The organism is Nocardiopsis dassonvillei, assembly GCF_964273065.1.
Taxonomy (GTDB): Bacteria; Actinomycetota; Actinomycetes; order Streptosporangiales; family Streptosporangiaceae; genus Nocardiopsis; species Nocardiopsis dassonvillei_B.
In genome coordinates this window covers 912,963-928,318 of record NZ_OZ186815.1, presented here as the reverse complement: position 1 = coordinate 928,318, position 15,356 = coordinate 912,963, and the positions used below count along the sequence as shown (strand labels likewise).

Annotated in this window: 13 protein-coding genes; 10 read left to right on the top strand and 3 right to left on the bottom strand. The window is 74.4% G+C overall.

What is annotated here, in order from left to right; genetic code table 11:
* Nucleotides 1-157 precede the first annotated feature (157 nt).
* Entirely contained in the window at nucleotides 158-877 is a 720-nt protein-coding gene (locus ACSUPR_RS04425; RefSeq protein ID WP_436889632.1) for a spermidine synthase, read from the bottom strand.
* A 218-nt stretch (nucleotides 878-1,095) separates the two neighbouring features.
* On the opposite strand from ACSUPR_RS04425, the gene ACSUPR_RS04420 reads away from it, so the two are divergent.
* From ACSUPR_RS04420 to ACSUPR_RS04400, 5 genes are all read left to right on the top strand, one after another.
* Nucleotides 1,096-1,386 (top strand): hypothetical protein, encoded by a 291-nt coding sequence (locus ACSUPR_RS04420; RefSeq protein WP_436889631.1) that lies wholly within the window; start codon nucleotides 1,096-1,098, stop codon nucleotides 1,384-1,386.
* Between the two features lie 176 nt (nucleotides 1,387-1,562).
* A complete protein-coding gene (locus ACSUPR_RS04415; RefSeq protein ID WP_436889630.1) occupies nucleotides 1,563-1,721 on the top strand; it encodes an LPXTG cell wall anchor domain-containing protein in 159 nt (52 codons plus the stop codon).
* Nucleotides 1,718-3,121, top strand: a complete 1,404-nt coding sequence (locus ACSUPR_RS04410) for a glycosyltransferase family 2 protein (protein WP_436889629.1) — start codon at nucleotides 1,718-1,720, stop codon at nucleotides 3,119-3,121. Before ACSUPR_RS04415 ends, ACSUPR_RS04410 begins: the two co-directional genes overlap by 4 nt.
* Nucleotides 3,122-3,603: 482 nt before the next feature.
* Complete coding sequence (locus ACSUPR_RS04405; protein WP_436889628.1) at nucleotides 3,604-3,894, top strand: LapA family protein; 291 nt, start codon at nucleotides 3,604-3,606, stop codon at nucleotides 3,892-3,894.
* Nucleotides 3,895-4,033: 139 nt separating this feature from the next.
* Complete coding sequence (locus ACSUPR_RS04400) at nucleotides 4,034-5,932, top strand: alkyl/aryl-sulfatase (protein WP_436889627.1); 1,899 nt, start codon at nucleotides 4,034-4,036, stop codon at nucleotides 5,930-5,932.
* Nucleotides 5,933-5,991: 59 nt separating this feature from the next.
* Here the strand turns inward: ACSUPR_RS04400 and ACSUPR_RS04395 are convergent, their stop codons facing one another.
* Together ACSUPR_RS04395 and ACSUPR_RS04390 are read right to left on the bottom strand one after the other, a co-directional pair.
* Nucleotides 5,992-6,993, bottom strand: a complete 1,002-nt coding sequence (locus ACSUPR_RS04395; protein WP_436889626.1) for a DUF389 domain-containing protein — start codon at nucleotides 6,991-6,993, stop codon at nucleotides 5,992-5,994.
* A gap of 107 nt (nucleotides 6,994-7,100) precedes the next feature.
* The gene (locus ACSUPR_RS04390; RefSeq protein WP_436889625.1) at nucleotides 7,101-8,126 is read right to left on the bottom strand and encodes a hypothetical protein; all 1,026 of its coding nucleotides are present in this window, start codon (nucleotides 8,124-8,126) and stop codon (nucleotides 7,101-7,103) included.
* A gap of 208 nt (nucleotides 8,127-8,334) precedes the next feature.
* Between ACSUPR_RS04390 and ACSUPR_RS04385 the strand changes: the two genes are divergently transcribed.
* The 5 genes from ACSUPR_RS04385 (at nucleotide 8,335) to ACSUPR_RS04365 (ending at nucleotide 15,346) form a co-directional block, all read left to right on the top strand.
* The gene (locus ACSUPR_RS04385; protein WP_436889624.1) at nucleotides 8,335-9,411 is read left to right on the top strand and encodes a LacI family DNA-binding transcriptional regulator; all 1,077 of its coding nucleotides are present in this window, start codon (nucleotides 8,335-8,337) and stop codon (nucleotides 9,409-9,411) included.
* A 98-nt stretch (nucleotides 9,412-9,509) separates the two neighbouring features.
* Nucleotides 9,510-11,132, top strand: coding sequence for an FAD-dependent oxidoreductase (locus tag ACSUPR_RS04380; RefSeq protein WP_436889623.1), 1,623 nt, complete (start codon nucleotides 9,510-9,512; stop codon nucleotides 11,130-11,132).
* A gap of 46 nt (nucleotides 11,133-11,178) precedes the next feature.
* The gene (locus ACSUPR_RS04375; protein ID WP_436889622.1) at nucleotides 11,179-13,362 is read left to right on the top strand and encodes a hydantoinase/oxoprolinase family protein; all 2,184 of its coding nucleotides are present in this window, start codon (nucleotides 11,179-11,181) and stop codon (nucleotides 13,360-13,362) included.
* On the top strand, nucleotides 13,359-14,033 hold the full coding sequence (locus tag ACSUPR_RS04370; protein ID WP_436889621.1) for a hypothetical protein: 675 nt from the start codon (nucleotides 13,359-13,361) through the stop codon (nucleotides 14,031-14,033). Before ACSUPR_RS04375 ends, ACSUPR_RS04370 begins: the two co-directional genes overlap by 4 nt.
* Complete coding sequence (locus ACSUPR_RS04365) at nucleotides 14,030-15,346, top strand: transporter (RefSeq protein ID WP_436889620.1); 1,317 nt, start codon at nucleotides 14,030-14,032, stop codon at nucleotides 15,344-15,346. The genes ACSUPR_RS04370 and ACSUPR_RS04365 overlap by 4 nt, the downstream gene beginning before the upstream one ends.
* Nucleotides 15,347-15,356 lie beyond the last annotated feature (10 nt).

Genomic DNA, 15,356 nt, shown 5'->3' with positions numbered 1-15,356 from the left:
ACCGGGCGCGGACGCACGTCCCGGCGGCCGCCGGGACGTGCGGCCCGTTCCAGCGCCCCGACGACCTGCGCTCCGAGGAGTTCGGTGGCGGCGGAGTGCCGGGTCCGCGGGAGGTGCGGGGCCGTCGGCCGCTCTCCGGGGCCCCGCGCGGAAGCACTCAGGACACGGCGACGTAGACCGTGTTGGACGCGTCGCGTCCCTGGAGCGGGTTGGGGAAGCGGACGACCTCGGCGCGGGCCCGGGCGAAGACCTCTCCCAGCAGGGCGGTGAACTCCTCGTCCGGTGCGTCGTTGGACCACAGCGCGAACACCCCGCCCGGCACGAGGAGGCGCTCGGAGAGCCGGCGCAGCCCGGCCTCCGTGTACAGGCCCGCGTGGGCGGGGTGGAGCAGGTGGCGCGGGGAGTGGTCGATGTCGACCAGGACGGCGTGGAACGGTTCCGCGCCCACCTGCGGGGCGGTCCCCGTCCCGGCGCCGACCAGGGCGAAGAAGTCCCCGTGCGCCAGGCGGCAGCGGGGGTCGGTGACCAGCCCCGCGCCGGAGGGGATCAGCCCCTCGCGGTGCCAGTCGATGACCTCGGCGAGAGCGTCGACGACGACGAGTTCGGCCACGCCCGGGGAGTCGAGCACCGCCTGCGCGGTGTACCCCAGCCCCAGGCCGCCCACCGCGACGCGCAGGCCGTCCGAGCCCGCCAGTCCGGCCAGGCCCAGCCGCGCGAGTTCGACCTCGGCCGCGGTGAACAGGCTCGACATGAGGAACTCCTCGTCGAGTTTGATCTCGTAGACGTCCTTCCGGAAGAGGGGGTCGTACCGGCGGCGGAGGCTGAGATCGCCCAGCGGGGTCGTCCGCCACGCCAACTCCTCGAAACGGGAACCCATGCTGTCTCCTGATCGTCGGTCCTGGTGGGGCCGATCGCCCCGCCTCGGCCGACTCTCCCACGGAAGGTCGGCCGCGGAGCCCGGAACGCTCCTCCCGTCCCCGGTCCGGTGCGGAATCCCGCCCCGGGGGCTTATGTCTAACCTGACGTAAGGGTAGGATCCGGGTGGTCCGGTGCACCCCTCCCGGCGTCGTCCGAGCGGAAGTAAGGAACCGGCCGTTGCCGGAGCCTCGCCGACACGACGGGACGACCACCGTGGGCCACCCCCGAAGCACCGACCTCGCCCTCCTCCAGGGCGCGTTCGCCACCGTGGGCGACGAGCTCGCCCGGCGCTACGTCGCCCTGCACGACGGGGCCCCGGACGGCTACGAGAGGCAGTGCTGGCTCGAGCGCGTCATCGACCTCCGGGAGTGCAAGCGGGCGGTGGCGGCGACCGATCCCGACGCCCTGTCCCGGTGTATCGCGGAATGGTCGCAGGTCCTCGACGGCCTGCGGCGCATGGATCCCTGAAGCCGCTCGGCGCGCATCGCCGGCGCCCGGGGAGGCCGCCGCTTTGTCCCGTGAAAGACCGATTGGCATTTTCTTTGTTCTGCCTTGATCTCAGGTTTTCCATTTCGGGCCCTTGGTCCCTAATCGGGTGATGGCAAGGTGGCGGTGTCCCAACGGAACGCATGAAGGGGAGGGACATGCCCTACGGGTCATCGACGGGTTCGGGTGCCACGCTGGCGGTCACGGGAATCGCCACCGGCCATGTGTGGCTCATCGCCATCGGTCTGGTGCTCACGCTGGCCGGTGCGGTGCTCATCAGGTTCTCGTTCCGCGCGGACAGGGGGCCGACGGAGTGACGGACCCCGGTTCCGAGGAGCTCCCGACCGCCCGGTGCGTGCGCCCAGGGGTCGTGGCGGCGCTCGCGGCGCTGTCCCTGAGCGGGTTCTTCGCCTGGGGGGTCGTGCACCTCGTGGCGATGGTCCGCCACGGCCTCGGGGCCGAGACCGGCCTGGGGTTGGTGTGGTTCGTGTGCTTCGCACTGCTGTGGTGGGTGCCGCTGGCCTGGCTGGAGCGGCCCCTGCGGGCCACCCCTGACCAGGCCGCCGAGCTCGACCGGCTGTTCGTCACGGTGCAGATCCCCGTCTACAACGAGGATCCGCGGGTGCTGGAGATGTGCCTGCGGTCGGTGCTCGAGCAGAGCCGGCCGGTCGACCGGGTCAGGGTCGTCGACGACGGGTCCACCGACCCCGACACCGGTGCGGTGGTCGACTACGCCGACATCCGGGACCGGTTCCTGGACCGGGCGGCCGCGGTCGGGGTCCAGGCCACCTGGGACCGCACCCCGAACCGGGGCAAGCGCTACGCCCAGATGCACGTCCTGGCCGACGACGACGCCGACGTCTTCGTCACCCTGGACAGCGACTCGGTGATGGACCGGCACGCCGTGCGGGAGGGGCTCGTGCCCTTCGCCGACCCGCGGGTGCAGTCGGTCGCCGGCCACGTCATCGTGCTCAACCGCGACGCGAACGTGCTCACCCGGCTGACCGGCCTGCTGTACCTGCCGTTCACCCGGGGGCTGCGCAGCGCCCAGTCGGTCCTGCGCAGGGTCACGATCAACTCGGGCACCCTCGCCTTCTACCGGGCCCGCCTGGTCCGGGACCGGGCGGGGGTCTACGAGCACGAGACCTTCATGGGCCGCCCCATGCAGATGAACGACGACTCGATGCTCACCTTCTACGCGCTCCTCGAAGGGGACACGGTGCACCAGCCCTCGTCGCTGGTGTTCACCCTGGTCCCCGAGCGGGCCGGCCACTACTTCGGCCAGCAGCTGCGCTGGATGCGGGGCACGACGGTGCGGCACCTGTGGTGGCTGCGCTACATGCCGGTGCGGGGGGTGGTGTTCTGGGGAACGGTGCTGGAGTACCTGCACCTCTTCCTGGGGTACGCCATCCCCCTGATGATCCTGGCGCACCCGGGCCTGCGCGCCCAGGCCGGGGAGATCGCCCTGGCGGCGCTGGTGATCGGAACGGCCGTCGGCTACCTCATCTCGCTGCGGATCTTCACGATCGTGCGGTCGGACGAGACGGTGCTCCAGCGGTTCCTGCTGTTCCTGCTGGCGCCGGTGGCCACGGCGTGGCGGCTGCTCTTCCTGCGGCCGCTGTACCTGTACGCAATGCTCACCTGCGGGCGCATCGCCCGGTGGGGGACCCGCGACCGCGTCGAGGTCTCCCTGCCGTCGGGAGCCGGGGCGAAGTAGGGGAGGCGGCGGTGCCCCGGCCGGGACACCGCCGCCGCTCCCGGGTCCGCCGGGCGCCCCGGCCCGGCAGGGCCTCGAACCCCTCGGCCGCGAACCCGCCGCCGAAGACGGACGGCGCACTCGGGGGTGGCGGTTCCGTCGTCGACCGGCCGGCTGCGGGAGCGGCGGTGAACGCCGCCGCGTACCGAGCGCCGCAGTGGGCCGTCCAGGCCCGGCGGCGTCCACCACGGATGTTCCCTCTGCGGTCCTCAGGCCATGGCGCCTCCCCTCCGAAGGGCGGCGACGGACCCGTCCCGCCGCCGCCGGTGCGCGGCGGCGCCCGCCGAATCGGGGGGAAGAGTTGGGGTTCTCCTGCCTTCGGCGGTGCCGGCGCCGGGGAATGCCGTATCCGCACACGGTCCGCCGTGGAGCCGCGGAACCGGTGACGCCGGTCCCCGCGGTTCCGTTCCGGCGGTGCCGTCTTCGACACAGGAGGCGATTCGATGACCGCTCCTCCACCGTCCGGCGATGCCGTGAGCGGCTCCGGCACACCGGAGAAGGGCTTCTCCGCGGGCTCGGTCCCGCCCCGGGTGTGGGTCGCCCTGGTCCTGCTCGTCGTCGCGGTCCTCTTCGTGGCGCAGAACCGCGACTCCACCGAGATCCAGGTCCTGTTCCTCGCCCTGGTGGCGCCGCTGTGGGCCACCCTCGCCGTCGCCGTCGGCGTCGGCGTGGTCATCGGCCTCCTCCTGCGCCCCTCGGAGCGCAGGAGGCGCAGGGCGGCGAAGGGCGGGTGAACCCCGCGGAAGCATTCCCGACAAAGGGAATGTTGACCGCCTTTTGTCCCTAGCCCGGATGTGCGCCGGGTAGGTCCGAGCCGGAACTCCGGCCGACGGCACCGGGCCCGGCCGAACAGCACACCCCTGGAGGGGCTCCATGGCGCGTGCCACCGAGACCGGCAACAGGACCGCGGGCGTCCCCCGCCCCACCAGGTCGGGGGACGACCACGCGGGCACGGCCGGCCCCTCGCCGGACGACACCACAGACTTCGACAACGCCCGGCGGGGGTTCATCGCCCCCGCGCCGCAGCACGTCACCGATGAGGACGGCAGGACCGTCTGGGACCTGCGCGACCACTCCTTCCTCCTCGACGGCGACGAGAACGCCCCGCCCACCGTCCACCCCCACCTGTGGAGGCAGAGCAGGCTGACCGCCCTGAACGGCCTGTTCGAGGTCGTCGAGGGGGTCTACCAGATCCGCGGCATGGACCTGTCCAACATGACCCTCATCGAGGGCGACACCGGCGTGGTCGTCATCGACCCCCTGGTGTCGGAGGAGGTCGCCGCCGCGGGTCTGGAGCTGTACCGAGAGCACCGCGGCGACCGCCCCGTCACCGCCGTCGTCTACACCCACCCCCACCTGGACCACTTCGGCGGCGTGGCCGGCGTGGTGGACGAGGCCGACGTCGCCTCCGGGAAGGTGCCGATCGTGGCGCCGGAGCACTTCATGGAGCACGCGGTCTCCGAGAACGTCTACGCCGGCACCGCCATGATCCGGCGCGGCATGTACTTCACCGCCTTCGGCCTGGAGACCGACCCCGAGGGCTTCGTGGGCGTGGGCCTGGGCCCCGGCACCTCCCAGGGGAAGGTGGGGCTGATCCCGCCGACCCTGGAGATCACCCGCACCGGCCAGGAGGAGACCCTGGACGGGGTCCGGTTCGTCTTCCAGATGACCCCGGGCACCGAGGCCCCCGCGGAGATGAACTTCCACCTCCCCGAGAAGCGCGCCCTGTGCACCGCCGAGAACGCCTGCCACACCCTGCACAACCTGCTCACCCTGCGCGGGGCGCAGGTCCGCGACGCCCGCATGTGGTCGCGCTACCTCAACGAGACCATCGAGCTGTTCGCCGACGACTCCGACGTCGTCTTCGCCTCCCACCACTGGCCGACCTGGGGCACCGAGGAGCTCCGCGGGTTCCTCGCCGAGCAGCGCGACATCTACGCCTACCTGCACGACCAGACGCTCCGGATGATGAACAGGGGCTCCACCGGGATCGAGATCGCCGAGGAGCTGGCGATGCCGCCGGGGCTGGAGGCGGCCTGGAGCACCCGCGGCTACTACGGCTCCATCTCGCACAACATCAAGGCCGTCTACCAGCGCTACATGGGCTGGTTCGACGGCAACCCGGCCCACCTGTGGCAGCACCCGCCCCGGGCGCAGGGGGAGCGCTACGCCCGGGCCATGGGCGGCGTCGACGTCCTGCTGGACCGGGCCCGCTCCTTCGCCGACGGGGGCGACCTGCGCTTCGCCGCCGAGCTGGCCTCGCACGCCGTCTTCGCCGAGCCCGACAACGCCGACGCCAAGGAGCTGCTGGCGGACGTGCTGACCAGGCTCGGCCACGGAGCCGAGTGCGCCACCTGGCGCAACTTCTTCCTGGTCGGGGCGAAGGAACTGCGCGGGGGCGTGCCGCCGACGGCCATCGCCCTGGCCGAGAGCATGGCCTCGGCGCTCAGCGTCACCCAGATGCTCGACTCGGTCGCCATCCGCGTCGACGGGCCGCGCGCCTGGAAGGAGGAGCTGACCCTGGACCTGCACATGACCGACAGCGGTGAGCGCTATCGGGCGATGCTCTCCAACGGGGTGCTCATCCACCACCCGGACCCCAAGGGGGGCGGGGCCGACCTGACCCTGGCCCTCTCCAAGCAGCAGCTGCTGGGACTCCTGGGCGGCGGGGACCTGGACGGGGTGGAGTACGAGGGGGACCCGGACGTCCTGCGGCGGCTGATGGCCGTCCTGGACGAGCCCCGGCCCGACTTCCCGATCGTCACCCCCTGAGCCGGCCCGGCGGCGGCCGGGAGCGGGACGCCCGCTCCCGGCCGCCGCCGTATCCGGGGTCAGCCCCCGACCCGGCCCGCCTCGACGCGTTCGCCGCGGGTCGTCTCCACCACGACCCTGAGCGGGTCGGGGACCCGCCCCCGCAGGTCCGACAGCAGGGCGTCCACCGGGGGCGGCTCCTCCTGGACGCGCACCTCCACGTGCATCGTCCGCGAGGCCGTGTACACCCGGGTCACCGAGGCGTTCGGCTGCTCCGAGACCCAGCGGCCGGCGGCCTCCTCCACCCGGTGCGTCCACACCGCGATCATGACGGTGGCGGCCGTGTTGGCGGCCAGCAGGGCGAACACGAAGGTGAACAGCCCGCCCAGGACCAGGCGCGCCCGCCGCCCCGCCCGCGTGTCCCGCTCCCCGTCCGGGACGCCGTGGCCGGAGGCCGCGAACACCACCATGCCGGCGAAGACCAGTGCGAGCAGGTTGGACAGGAACAGCACCGCCGCCCCGGCCGACAGCCACAGCGCGCCCTGGCCCAGGCACACGCCCACCACCACCAGGGGCGGGACCAGCGAGATCGCGATGGCCACCCCGGGCAGGACGGCGGCGACGTCGCGGCGGGACAGGCCCACCGCCCCGGCCGCGCCGGTCGCCAGGGCGGAGACGAGGTCCAGCAGGCCGGGGGAGGTGCGCCCGGCCACCTGGGTGTTCTTCACCAGGTCGTAGCTCCCCGGCACGACCGCGGAGAACACCACCCCGATGCCGATCACCAGCAGGCACCCCAGGACGACGGTCCGGACCGCGTCCGTGCGCCGCTGGCGGACGATGCCCAGGGCGATCCCCATGATGGGGGTGGACAGCGGCGCGATGATCATCGCCCCGATCACCGTCGCGGTGGAGTCGGTGAGCACGCCCCCGGCGGCGATGAGCCCCGACAGCGCCAGCATCGTCCAGAAGGCCGACTTCTTGGCCCCGCTGTCCCCCGAGGACAGGTCGAGGTCCTGGACCAGGTCCTCGTGGGCGCGCAGCTGTGACGCGGGCAGGACGCGTCCGAGGATTCCACCGAGCATGGGTCGAGTATCGCGGGGCCTCCCCGCCGAACCCCGCAGGCGCGGCGGACGGGTTCCGGCCCCCGTCCGGGGACCGGGACGGGGGCCTCGCGGCAGGCCGGGGGCCGTCAGCCGGCGCGGGCGATGGCGATGGTCGCGCCCAGGCGGTGCCCCGCCTCGTAGAACATGTACTGCACGCCGCCGTCGGAGCCGAAGGACGGCGCCGCCGACCTCCCCGAGTCCGGGGGTCCGGCCATCGGCGTGTGGACCACCCCCAGGTGGTCGCGCCGGGAGAAGTCCGCGCCCACCTCCGTCGCCCGGATGTCCCCGGCGCCGGTGTGGTACACGACCAGGGTGCGCCCGCCGCGCACCACCAGGTGCGGGCCGGACAGGTTCGAGACGCCCACGTCGGAGTGCCGGACCAGCGGGTCGCGGGCGAAGTCGAAGGTGATGCCGTCCGCCGACCACCCCCACCCGATGTCGCGGCGGTCGTTCGTCCCGTTGCGCATGAAGACCATGACGTAGCGCGCCCCGCGGTCCGGCAGCGGGTGGTCGAAGACGCGCGCGTAGGAGGCCTCGGTGGTGCCCGGCACCATCGCGGTGTTCAGCACCACCCCCTCGTAGGTGAAGTCGATCCCGTTGCGCGAGCGGGCCAGCCGGGTGGTGGTGTTCTCGCCGTGGAAGTACAGCCACATCTCGCGGCGCTCGGCGTTCCACATCACGTGCGGCGAGGACACGTGGCTCACCGAGTAGTGCGGCGACCAGTTCCGGGACACGATCGGGTTGCCCGGGTGCTCGGTGAACGGCCCCTCCGGGCTGTTCGCGTAGGCCAGGCAGATGCCGCCGGGCGCGTCGTGCGGGGCGTAGTAGAGCAGGAAGCGGCCGGGGGCGTCGGACAGGCGGCCCACCGTCCCGCGCAGGCACGGGAAGATCAGCTCCCCGGTGGGGTTGTAGGCCAGGTTCGCGGTGTCGAGTGCCTCGCGCACGAACCGGTAGGCCGGCAGCACGTTCGCCGCGGCGGCGGAGGGGGCCGCGGGGGCGGCGGCCGCGGCCGGTGCGGCACCGGCGAGCAGGGCGCCCGCGGTCAGGGCGCCGGTGCCCAGCAGGGCGGTCCGGCGGTCGATCCCGGGCGTTCGGGGGCGGGGGGCGGTCATGGCGGTTCCCTTCGGGCGGGGGCGGGGATGCACCGATGGCCTCCGAGTCTCGACCAGGCCCGACGCCCTGGTCAAGGTTCTAATACGTATTAACGAAACTCCCCGGTCACCGGCCGGAAATCTCCGCCGCACCTCTTGACGCAGGCCTGAGACCCGGCTCACAGTCATGGACTAATGCGCATTAGAACGCCGAATCGGAGGAGAACCGGTGGAGAGCACGCGACAACCGAGTGGCCGGGGGCGCCGCAGGCCGCGCCAGTCCGACATCGCACGGGCGGCCGGCGTCTCCCAGACCACGGTCTCCCTCGTCCTGCGCGGCACCACCGTGGGGATGTCCCTGGCCCGGGAGACGCGCCAGCGGGTCCTGGACGCCGCCGAGCGGCTCGGGTACGTGCCCGACCCCGTCGCCACCCGCCTGGCCTCGGCCGACAACGCCATGCTCGGGCTCTACACCTTCAGCGCCACCTTCCCCACCGACGTGGCGCACTCCTACTACCCGATCCTGGTCGGCGTCGAGGAGGAGGCCGCCGCCCAGGGCCAGGACCTCATCCTGTTCACGGGGTCCGCCCGCACCGGTGCCGGGGCGGGCGACCCCGCCTCGGTGCGGCGGGTGCGGGTCGCCGACGGCTGCCTGTTCTTCGGCCGCCACGTCCCCGACGAACCGATCCGGCGCCTGGTCGAGGACGGCTTCCCCTTCGTCTACATCGGCCGCCGCAACGAGCCGGACGTCCCCTACGTGGGCGCCGACTACGTCTCGGCCTCCGCCGAGGTGCTGGCCCGGCTCGCCGCCGCCGGGCACCGGAACATCCGCTACCTGCGCGAACACGACCAGGCCCCCGCCTCCGACGACCGGGAGGAGGGCGTCCTGCGCGGCGCCCGCGCCACCGGGACCGGCACCGCCGGACTGGTGGTGCGCACCGACGGCACCGACCTCGACGCGCTGCTGGCCGACTGGCTGGCCGAGGGCGTCACGGCGGTCGTCGTCGAGCAGACCGACACCGGCGCCGCCCTGTCCGGGCTGGGCGCCGCCATCGAACGCGCCGGGCTGCGCTGCCCGCACGACCTGTCCCTGGCCGTGCTCGGGGCGCCGGTCGGCGCCCGCGGCCGCGCGCCCGGGGGAGGCGCGGTGTTCAGCGGGTTCGACGTGCCGATGCGCGGGATGGGCCGCGACGCGGTCCGCCTGCTGCTGCGCCTCATCGCGGGCGAGGAGGGGCTGGAGACCCGGCGCCTGCTGCCCTGCGAACCGGTCGCGGGCGGCACCGTCGCAGCCCCGCCCCCGCGCTGACCCCCGCGACCACCGTACGAGCCGCACCGCCAGGTGCGAAGCGAAGAAAGGAGAAGGGCACCGCCCCGCGGGCCGGGGCGCCGTGCCCGAACACCCGGATGACCCAGAGCAGAACCGAGATCCTCGTCGTCGGCGCGGGACTGGGCGGCGTCGCAGCCGCCCTGGCGGCCGCCGACTCCGGCCGCAACGTCGTCCTCACCGAGGAGACCGACTGGATCGGCGGGCAGCTCACCTCCCAGGCCGTCCCCCCGGACGAGCACCCCTGGATCGAGATGTTCGGCGCCACCGCCTCCTACCGGCGCCTGCGCGAGGGCATCCGCGACCACTACCGCCGCGTCTACCCGCTGCGCGCCGAGGCCGCCGCCGCGCGCACCCTCAACCCCGGGGCGGGCCGCGTCAGCAAGCTCTGCCACGAGCCGCGCGTCGCCCTGGCCGTCCTGGAGGAGATGCTCGCCCCGCACCGCTCCGCGGGCCGGATCACCGTCCTGGAGCGGTACCGGCCGGTCGCGGCGCTCACCGACGGCGGGCGGGTGCTCGCCGTGACCCTGCACGACCGCGAGGGCGGCGAGCACACGGTCCACGCGGACTACGTCCTGGACGCCACCGAGAACGGCGACCTGCTCCCCATGGCCGGGATCGACCACGTCACCGGCGCCGAGGCCCGCTCCGAGCACGGCGAGCCGCACGCCCCGGAGACCGCCGACCCCGCCAACCTCCAGGGCATCACCTACTGCTTCGCGGTCTCCCACCACGAGGGGGAGGACCACACCATCGACCGCCCGGAGACGTACGACTTCTGGCGGTCCTACCGGCCGGACTTCTGGCCCGGCCCGCTGCTCGGGTTCCAGGCCCCGGACCCGCGCACCCTGGAACCCGTCGCCCGCAGGTTCGCGCCCAACCCCGCCACCGACCCGCTGGCGGTGGACGCCGACCAGAGCGCCGACGCCGGGGACAAGGAGCTGTGGGGGTTCCGCCGCATCCTCGCCCGCGGGCTGCACCGGCCCGGCGCCTTCGACTCCGACATCACCCTCGCCAACTGGCCGCTCAACGACTACTGGCTCACCCCGGCCCTGGAGATCGAGGGGCTGGTGGACGCCGCCACCGTCCGCCGGGCCCACGAGGAGGCCCGCCAGCTGTCCCTGTCGGTCCTGTACTGGCTCCAGACCGAGGCCCCGCGCACGGACGGCGGCACCGGGTTCCCGGGGCTGCGGCCCCGCCCCGACGTCACCGGCGCCGAACTCGGCCTGGCCAAGGCCGCCTACGTCCGCGAGTCCCGCAGGATCCGGGCGGTCACCACGGTCACCGAGCACGACGTCTCCCTGGACATCCGGGGCCCCCGCGGCATCGTCCGCCGCCACGACTCCGTGGGCGTCGGCAGCTACCGGATCGACCTGCACCCCTCCACCGGCGGCGACACCTACATCGACATCGCCAGCGTCCCCTTCGAGATCCCGCTGGGGGCTCTGCTGCCCCGGCAGGAGACCAACCTGCTGCCCGCCGCCAAGAACATCGGCACCACCCACATCACCAACGGCTGCTTCCGCCTGCACCCGGTGGAGTGGAACATCGGCGAGGCCGCCGGGCGGCTGGCCGCCTTCGCCCTGGACCACGGCACCACCCCGCACGCGGTGCACGCCGAGGACGAGCTCCTGGAGCGGTTCACCGCACTGCTGGACCGCACCGGCGTCGAGCGCCACTGGCCCGACGTCCGCGGCTACTGAGCCCTCCCTCCCATCCCCCCGACCCCTCCCACGAAGGGACACCACCATGAGCGACCCGGCCACGAGGTCGGCACGCGACCCCGTACGCGTCGGCATCGACGTCGGCGGCACCTTCACCGACGCGGTGGCGGTCAGCGCCACGACCTTCGAGCTCCTGGGCCAGGTCAAGGTGCCCACCAGCCACGACCACGAGGACGGGGTCGCGCACGGCATCATGACCGCCCTCGAACGCCTGCTGGCGGAGGTCGGCGTGGACGCCGACGACGTCGGCTTCCTCGCCCACGGCACCACCCAGGCCACCAACGCCCTGCTGGAGGGCGACGTGGCGACCATCGGCATCGTGGGCGTCGGCTCCGGCTACGACGCGTTCGCCGTCGGGCGGCTGCGCTCTCTGGGCCGGCTGCGACTGGACTCGGGGCACCGGCTGCCCGTCCGCTACGCGGCCCTGCGCCGCCCCGAGGACCCGGCGGCCGCACTGGCCGCCGTCGACTCGGTGGCGGCCCGGGGCGCCGACGTCATCGTCGCCGCCGAACCCTTCAGCGTCGACGACGCCGAGGGCGAGCGGGCGGTCCTGGAGGCGGCGGCCGCCCGCGGGATCCCGGCCACCGCCACCCACGAGATCACCCGGCTCTACGGCCTCACCAAGCGCGCCCGCACCGCCGCGCTCAACGCCGGGGTCATGCCGCGCATGCTCCAGACCGCCGACCTGGTCGAGAGCAGCATCGTCAAGGCCGGGATCACCGCCCCGCTCATGGTCATGCGCTGCGACGGCGGCGTGATGTCCCTGGGGGAGATGCGCAGCCGCCCCCTGCTCACCGTCCTGTCCGGGCCCGCCGCCGGGGTCGCGGGCGCCCTCATGGGCGAGCGCGTCAGCGAGGGGGTCTTCCTGGAGACCGGCGGCACCTCCACCGACATCAGCGTCATCCGCCGCGGCCGCGTCCAGATCAGGCACGCCGAACTCGGAGGCAGGGAGACCTACCTGTCGGCCCTGGACGTGCGCACCGTCGGCGTCGGCGGCGGCTCCGTCGTCCGGCTGGGCGGCGGGGAGGGGGACGGCGCCGCCGTCCTGTCCGACGTGGGCCCGCGCAGCGCGCACATCGCCGGGCTGCTCTACGCCTGCTTCGCCGACCCCGACGAACTCCGGGGCGCCCGGCTCGTCCGGGTGGCGCCCCTGGAGTCCGACACCGCCGACCACGCGGTCCTGGACAACGGCACCCGGCGCTTCGCCCTCACCGTCACCTGCGCGGCCAACGCCCTGGGCCGGGTCCCCGAGGGCGACCACGCGCGGGCCGACCCCCGGGCCGCCCGCGCCGCACTGGAACCGCTGGCCCGCGCCCTGGGCACCGACGTCGAGGGGGCCGCCCGCGCCGTCCTGGACCGGGCGACCGACCGGGTCGAGGCCGTGGTGGAGGCCCTGATCGCCGACTACGGCCTGGACCGGTCGGTGGCCGCGCTGGTCGGGGGCGGGGGAGGCGCCGCCACCGTCACCCCCCACCTGGGCGAGCGCATGGGGATCCGGGCCCGCATCGCCGCCCACAGCGAGGTGATCAGCCCGCTGGGCGTCGCCCTGGCCCTGGTCCGCGAGTCCGTGGAGCGCATCATCCCCGGGGCGACCCACGCCGACGTCCTGGCGGTGCGCGCCCAGGCCGAGGAGGCCGTGGTCGCCCAGGGCGCCGACCCCGGCGGGGTGGAGGTCGACGTCACCGTCGACCCGCGGCGCAACCTCGTCACCGCCGTGGCCACCGGCGCCACCGAGCTGCGCACCAGGGACCGTACCGCCGCCGTCACCGGGGAGGAGGCCCGGACCGCGGCCGCCGACAGCCTCGGCGCCGACCCCGCCGACCTCACCGAGTACGCCGCCACCGGCCGCTACCGCGTGCTCGGCCTGGTCCGCAGGCCCTCCGGCCCGCTGGGGCGCCTCTCCCGCGAGCGCAGGCACATCCGGGTCGTCGACGGAGACGGGGTCGTGCGCCTGCACAGCGCCGACGCCGAGATCGACACCCTCGTCGCCGGGCAGGCCGAGGGCCGCCTCAAGGACCTGGTCGAGGAGCGCACCTCCTACGGCGACGGCGGGGCCGTCCCCCCCGCCGTCCGGCTGCTGCTCGGCCCCAAGATCGCCGACCTGTCGGGGGTCATGGACGCCGGCCACCTGCTGGCCCTGGCCGGGACCGAGATCGCCAGGCGCGCCCCCGACGAGGAGGTCGTCGTGATCACGGAGCGGCGCCGGTGAACCGCCCGCCGGACCCCGGCGGCCCCGGAGCGCCGCACGGGGAGTACGCCCGCATCGGTGCCGCGGACGAGGTCGACCTCGCCGCCGGCCTGCTGTCCCTGCTGCCCCTGCACGAGGGCCGCGACCCCGGGACGCTGAAGGAGTGGGCCGCCCGCGCCCTGGACTTCGGCCGCGAACTCGCCGAGCGGGCCCCGGACGCGGACGCCGACGCGCCGCGGGTGGTGGAGGAGGCCCGCGGGCTCTCCCCCGGGGAGGTGCTGCTGGCCGAGTACCTGCACCGGCCCTCCGGCGACCGGATCGTCGTCCACACCGACGCCCTCGACTACGCCCACCGGGTGGCCCGAGCCGCGGGCTGGGGCCGGGACTTCCCGCCCCGGGCCGTGCGCGAGGCCGCCCTGGCCCACGAGGAGGCCCACCGGATGCTGCACGGCGGCCGCGGCCGCGCCCTGCGCGACCGGCTCGGCCACGACCTGCTGCGGCTGGGCCCCCTGCGCCTGCGCGGCCACGTCGCCGGCGCCGACGAGATCGCCGCCCACGCCTATGCCCGCGTCCGCTGCGGCCTGCGGCGCAGCCCGCTCGCCCTCACCGCGGCCATCGCCGCGACCCTCGAACACCAGGGGACCGCTCCCGGCGGACCGGGCCCCCGAACACCCCTCGGAGACCGCCCGTGACCGCCCTGGGAATCCTTCTCGCCATGGCGGTGGGCGTCGGCCTCATGCTGACGCGCCGCCTGCCCACCGCCTTCGCCCTCGTCCTGCTCGCCGTCGCCATCGCCCTCATCGCCGGTACGCCGCTCACCGGGGAGGAGGAGAGCGTGGTCGGGACCGTCGTCCAGGAGGGGGCGCCGCGCCTGGCCGCGACCATGGTCGCCATCCTCCTGGGCAGCTGGCTGGGCACGCTCCTGTCCGAGACCGGCATCGCCTCCACCCTCGTCCGCAAGATCGTGGAGTTCGGCGGGGAGCGCCCCTCCCTGGTCGCGGTCGGCATCTTCCTGGTGGCGATCCTGTGCGGGAGCATCACCGGCTCGGCCCCGGCGGCGATGCTCGCCGGGGTGGTCGGCATCCCCGCGATGATCGCCGTGGGGGTGACGCCCACCGTCGCGGCGGGCACGGTCCTGGTCGGCATCGCCGCCGGGCTGCCGCTGGAGCTCATCAACTGGCAGTTCCTGTCCGACGCCATCGGGGTGCCGGTGTCCACCGTCCAGCACTTCCAGCTGCGCATGTTCCCGATCGCCCTGCTCGGCGGCCTGGCCTACATCCTCGTCGAGATGCGCCGCAAGGGCGTGCGGCACACCTGGGCGGTGCGGGCGGGCACCGGCGCGGCCGGGGGCGGGGGCACCCGCCGGGAGCGGGCCGCGCGACGGCGCCGCCGCGGGGACGCCCCCTGGTACGCCCTCGTCACCCCGCTGGTGCCGATCGTCCTGGCCCTGGGGCTGGACATCCCCATCGTCCCCTCGCTGCTGGCCGGCGTGGTCTACGCCCTGGCCACCGCCGTGCCCTGGCGGGAGGTGACGACCACGGCGCTGCGCACCCTGTACCGGGCCTTCGACGTGGCGGCGCCGCCCATCGTGCTGTTCATCGCCATCGGCATGCTGCTGGCCGCGGTGAACCTGCCCGGCGCGGTCGCGGCCCTGAGCCCGATCGTGGTCGCCATCAGCCCGGGGCACGTCGCGCTGTTCGTGCTGGTGTTCGCGCTGCTGGTCCCGCTGGCCCTGTACCGGGGGCCGATGAACATCTTCGGTCTCGGCGCGGGTGTGGCCGGGGTGCTGGTGGCCGGGGGCATCTACCCCGCCCCGGCCGTGGTGGGCCTCATGGCCTCCTACGGCCAGGTCCTGGGCGTGTCCGACCCGACCAGCACGCAGACCGTGTGGAGCTCCCAGTACGCGGGGGTGCGCCCGGAGCGCTCCATGCTCTCCACCCTGCCCTACACCTGGGCGATCGCCGTCGCCGGCCTGTGCCTGACCGCCTACCTCTACCTCCTGTGACCGCCCGCGC

Excerpts from the sequence above, each read along its gene's own strand:
- ACSUPR_RS04425 (WP_436889632.1), bottom strand. The coding sequence starts at position 877 with ATGGGTTCCCGTTTCGAGGAGTTGGCGTGGCGGACGACCCCGCTGGGC.
- ACSUPR_RS04415 (WP_436889630.1), top strand. The coding sequence starts at position 1,563 with ATGCCCTACGGGTCATCGACGGGTTCGGGTGCCACGCTGGCGGTCACG.
- ACSUPR_RS04405 (WP_436889628.1), top strand. The coding sequence starts at position 3,604 with ATGACCGCTCCTCCACCGTCCGGCGATGCCGTGAGCGGCTCCGGCACA.
- ACSUPR_RS04400 (WP_436889627.1), top strand. The coding sequence starts at position 4,034 with ATGGCGCGTGCCACCGAGACCGGCAACAGGACCGCGGGCGTCCCCCGC.
- ACSUPR_RS04395 (WP_436889626.1), bottom strand. The coding sequence starts at position 6,993 with ATGCTCGGTGGAATCCTCGGACGCGTCCTGCCCGCGTCACAGCTGCGC.
- ACSUPR_RS04390 (WP_436889625.1), bottom strand. The coding sequence starts at position 8,126 with ATGACCGCCCCCCGCCCCCGAACGCCCGGGATCGACCGCCGGACCGCC.
- ACSUPR_RS04380 (WP_436889623.1), top strand. The coding sequence starts at position 9,510 with ATGACCCAGAGCAGAACCGAGATCCTCGTCGTCGGCGCGGGACTGGGC.
- ACSUPR_RS04375 (WP_436889622.1), top strand. The coding sequence starts at position 11,179 with ATGAGCGACCCGGCCACGAGGTCGGCACGCGACCCCGTACGCGTCGGC.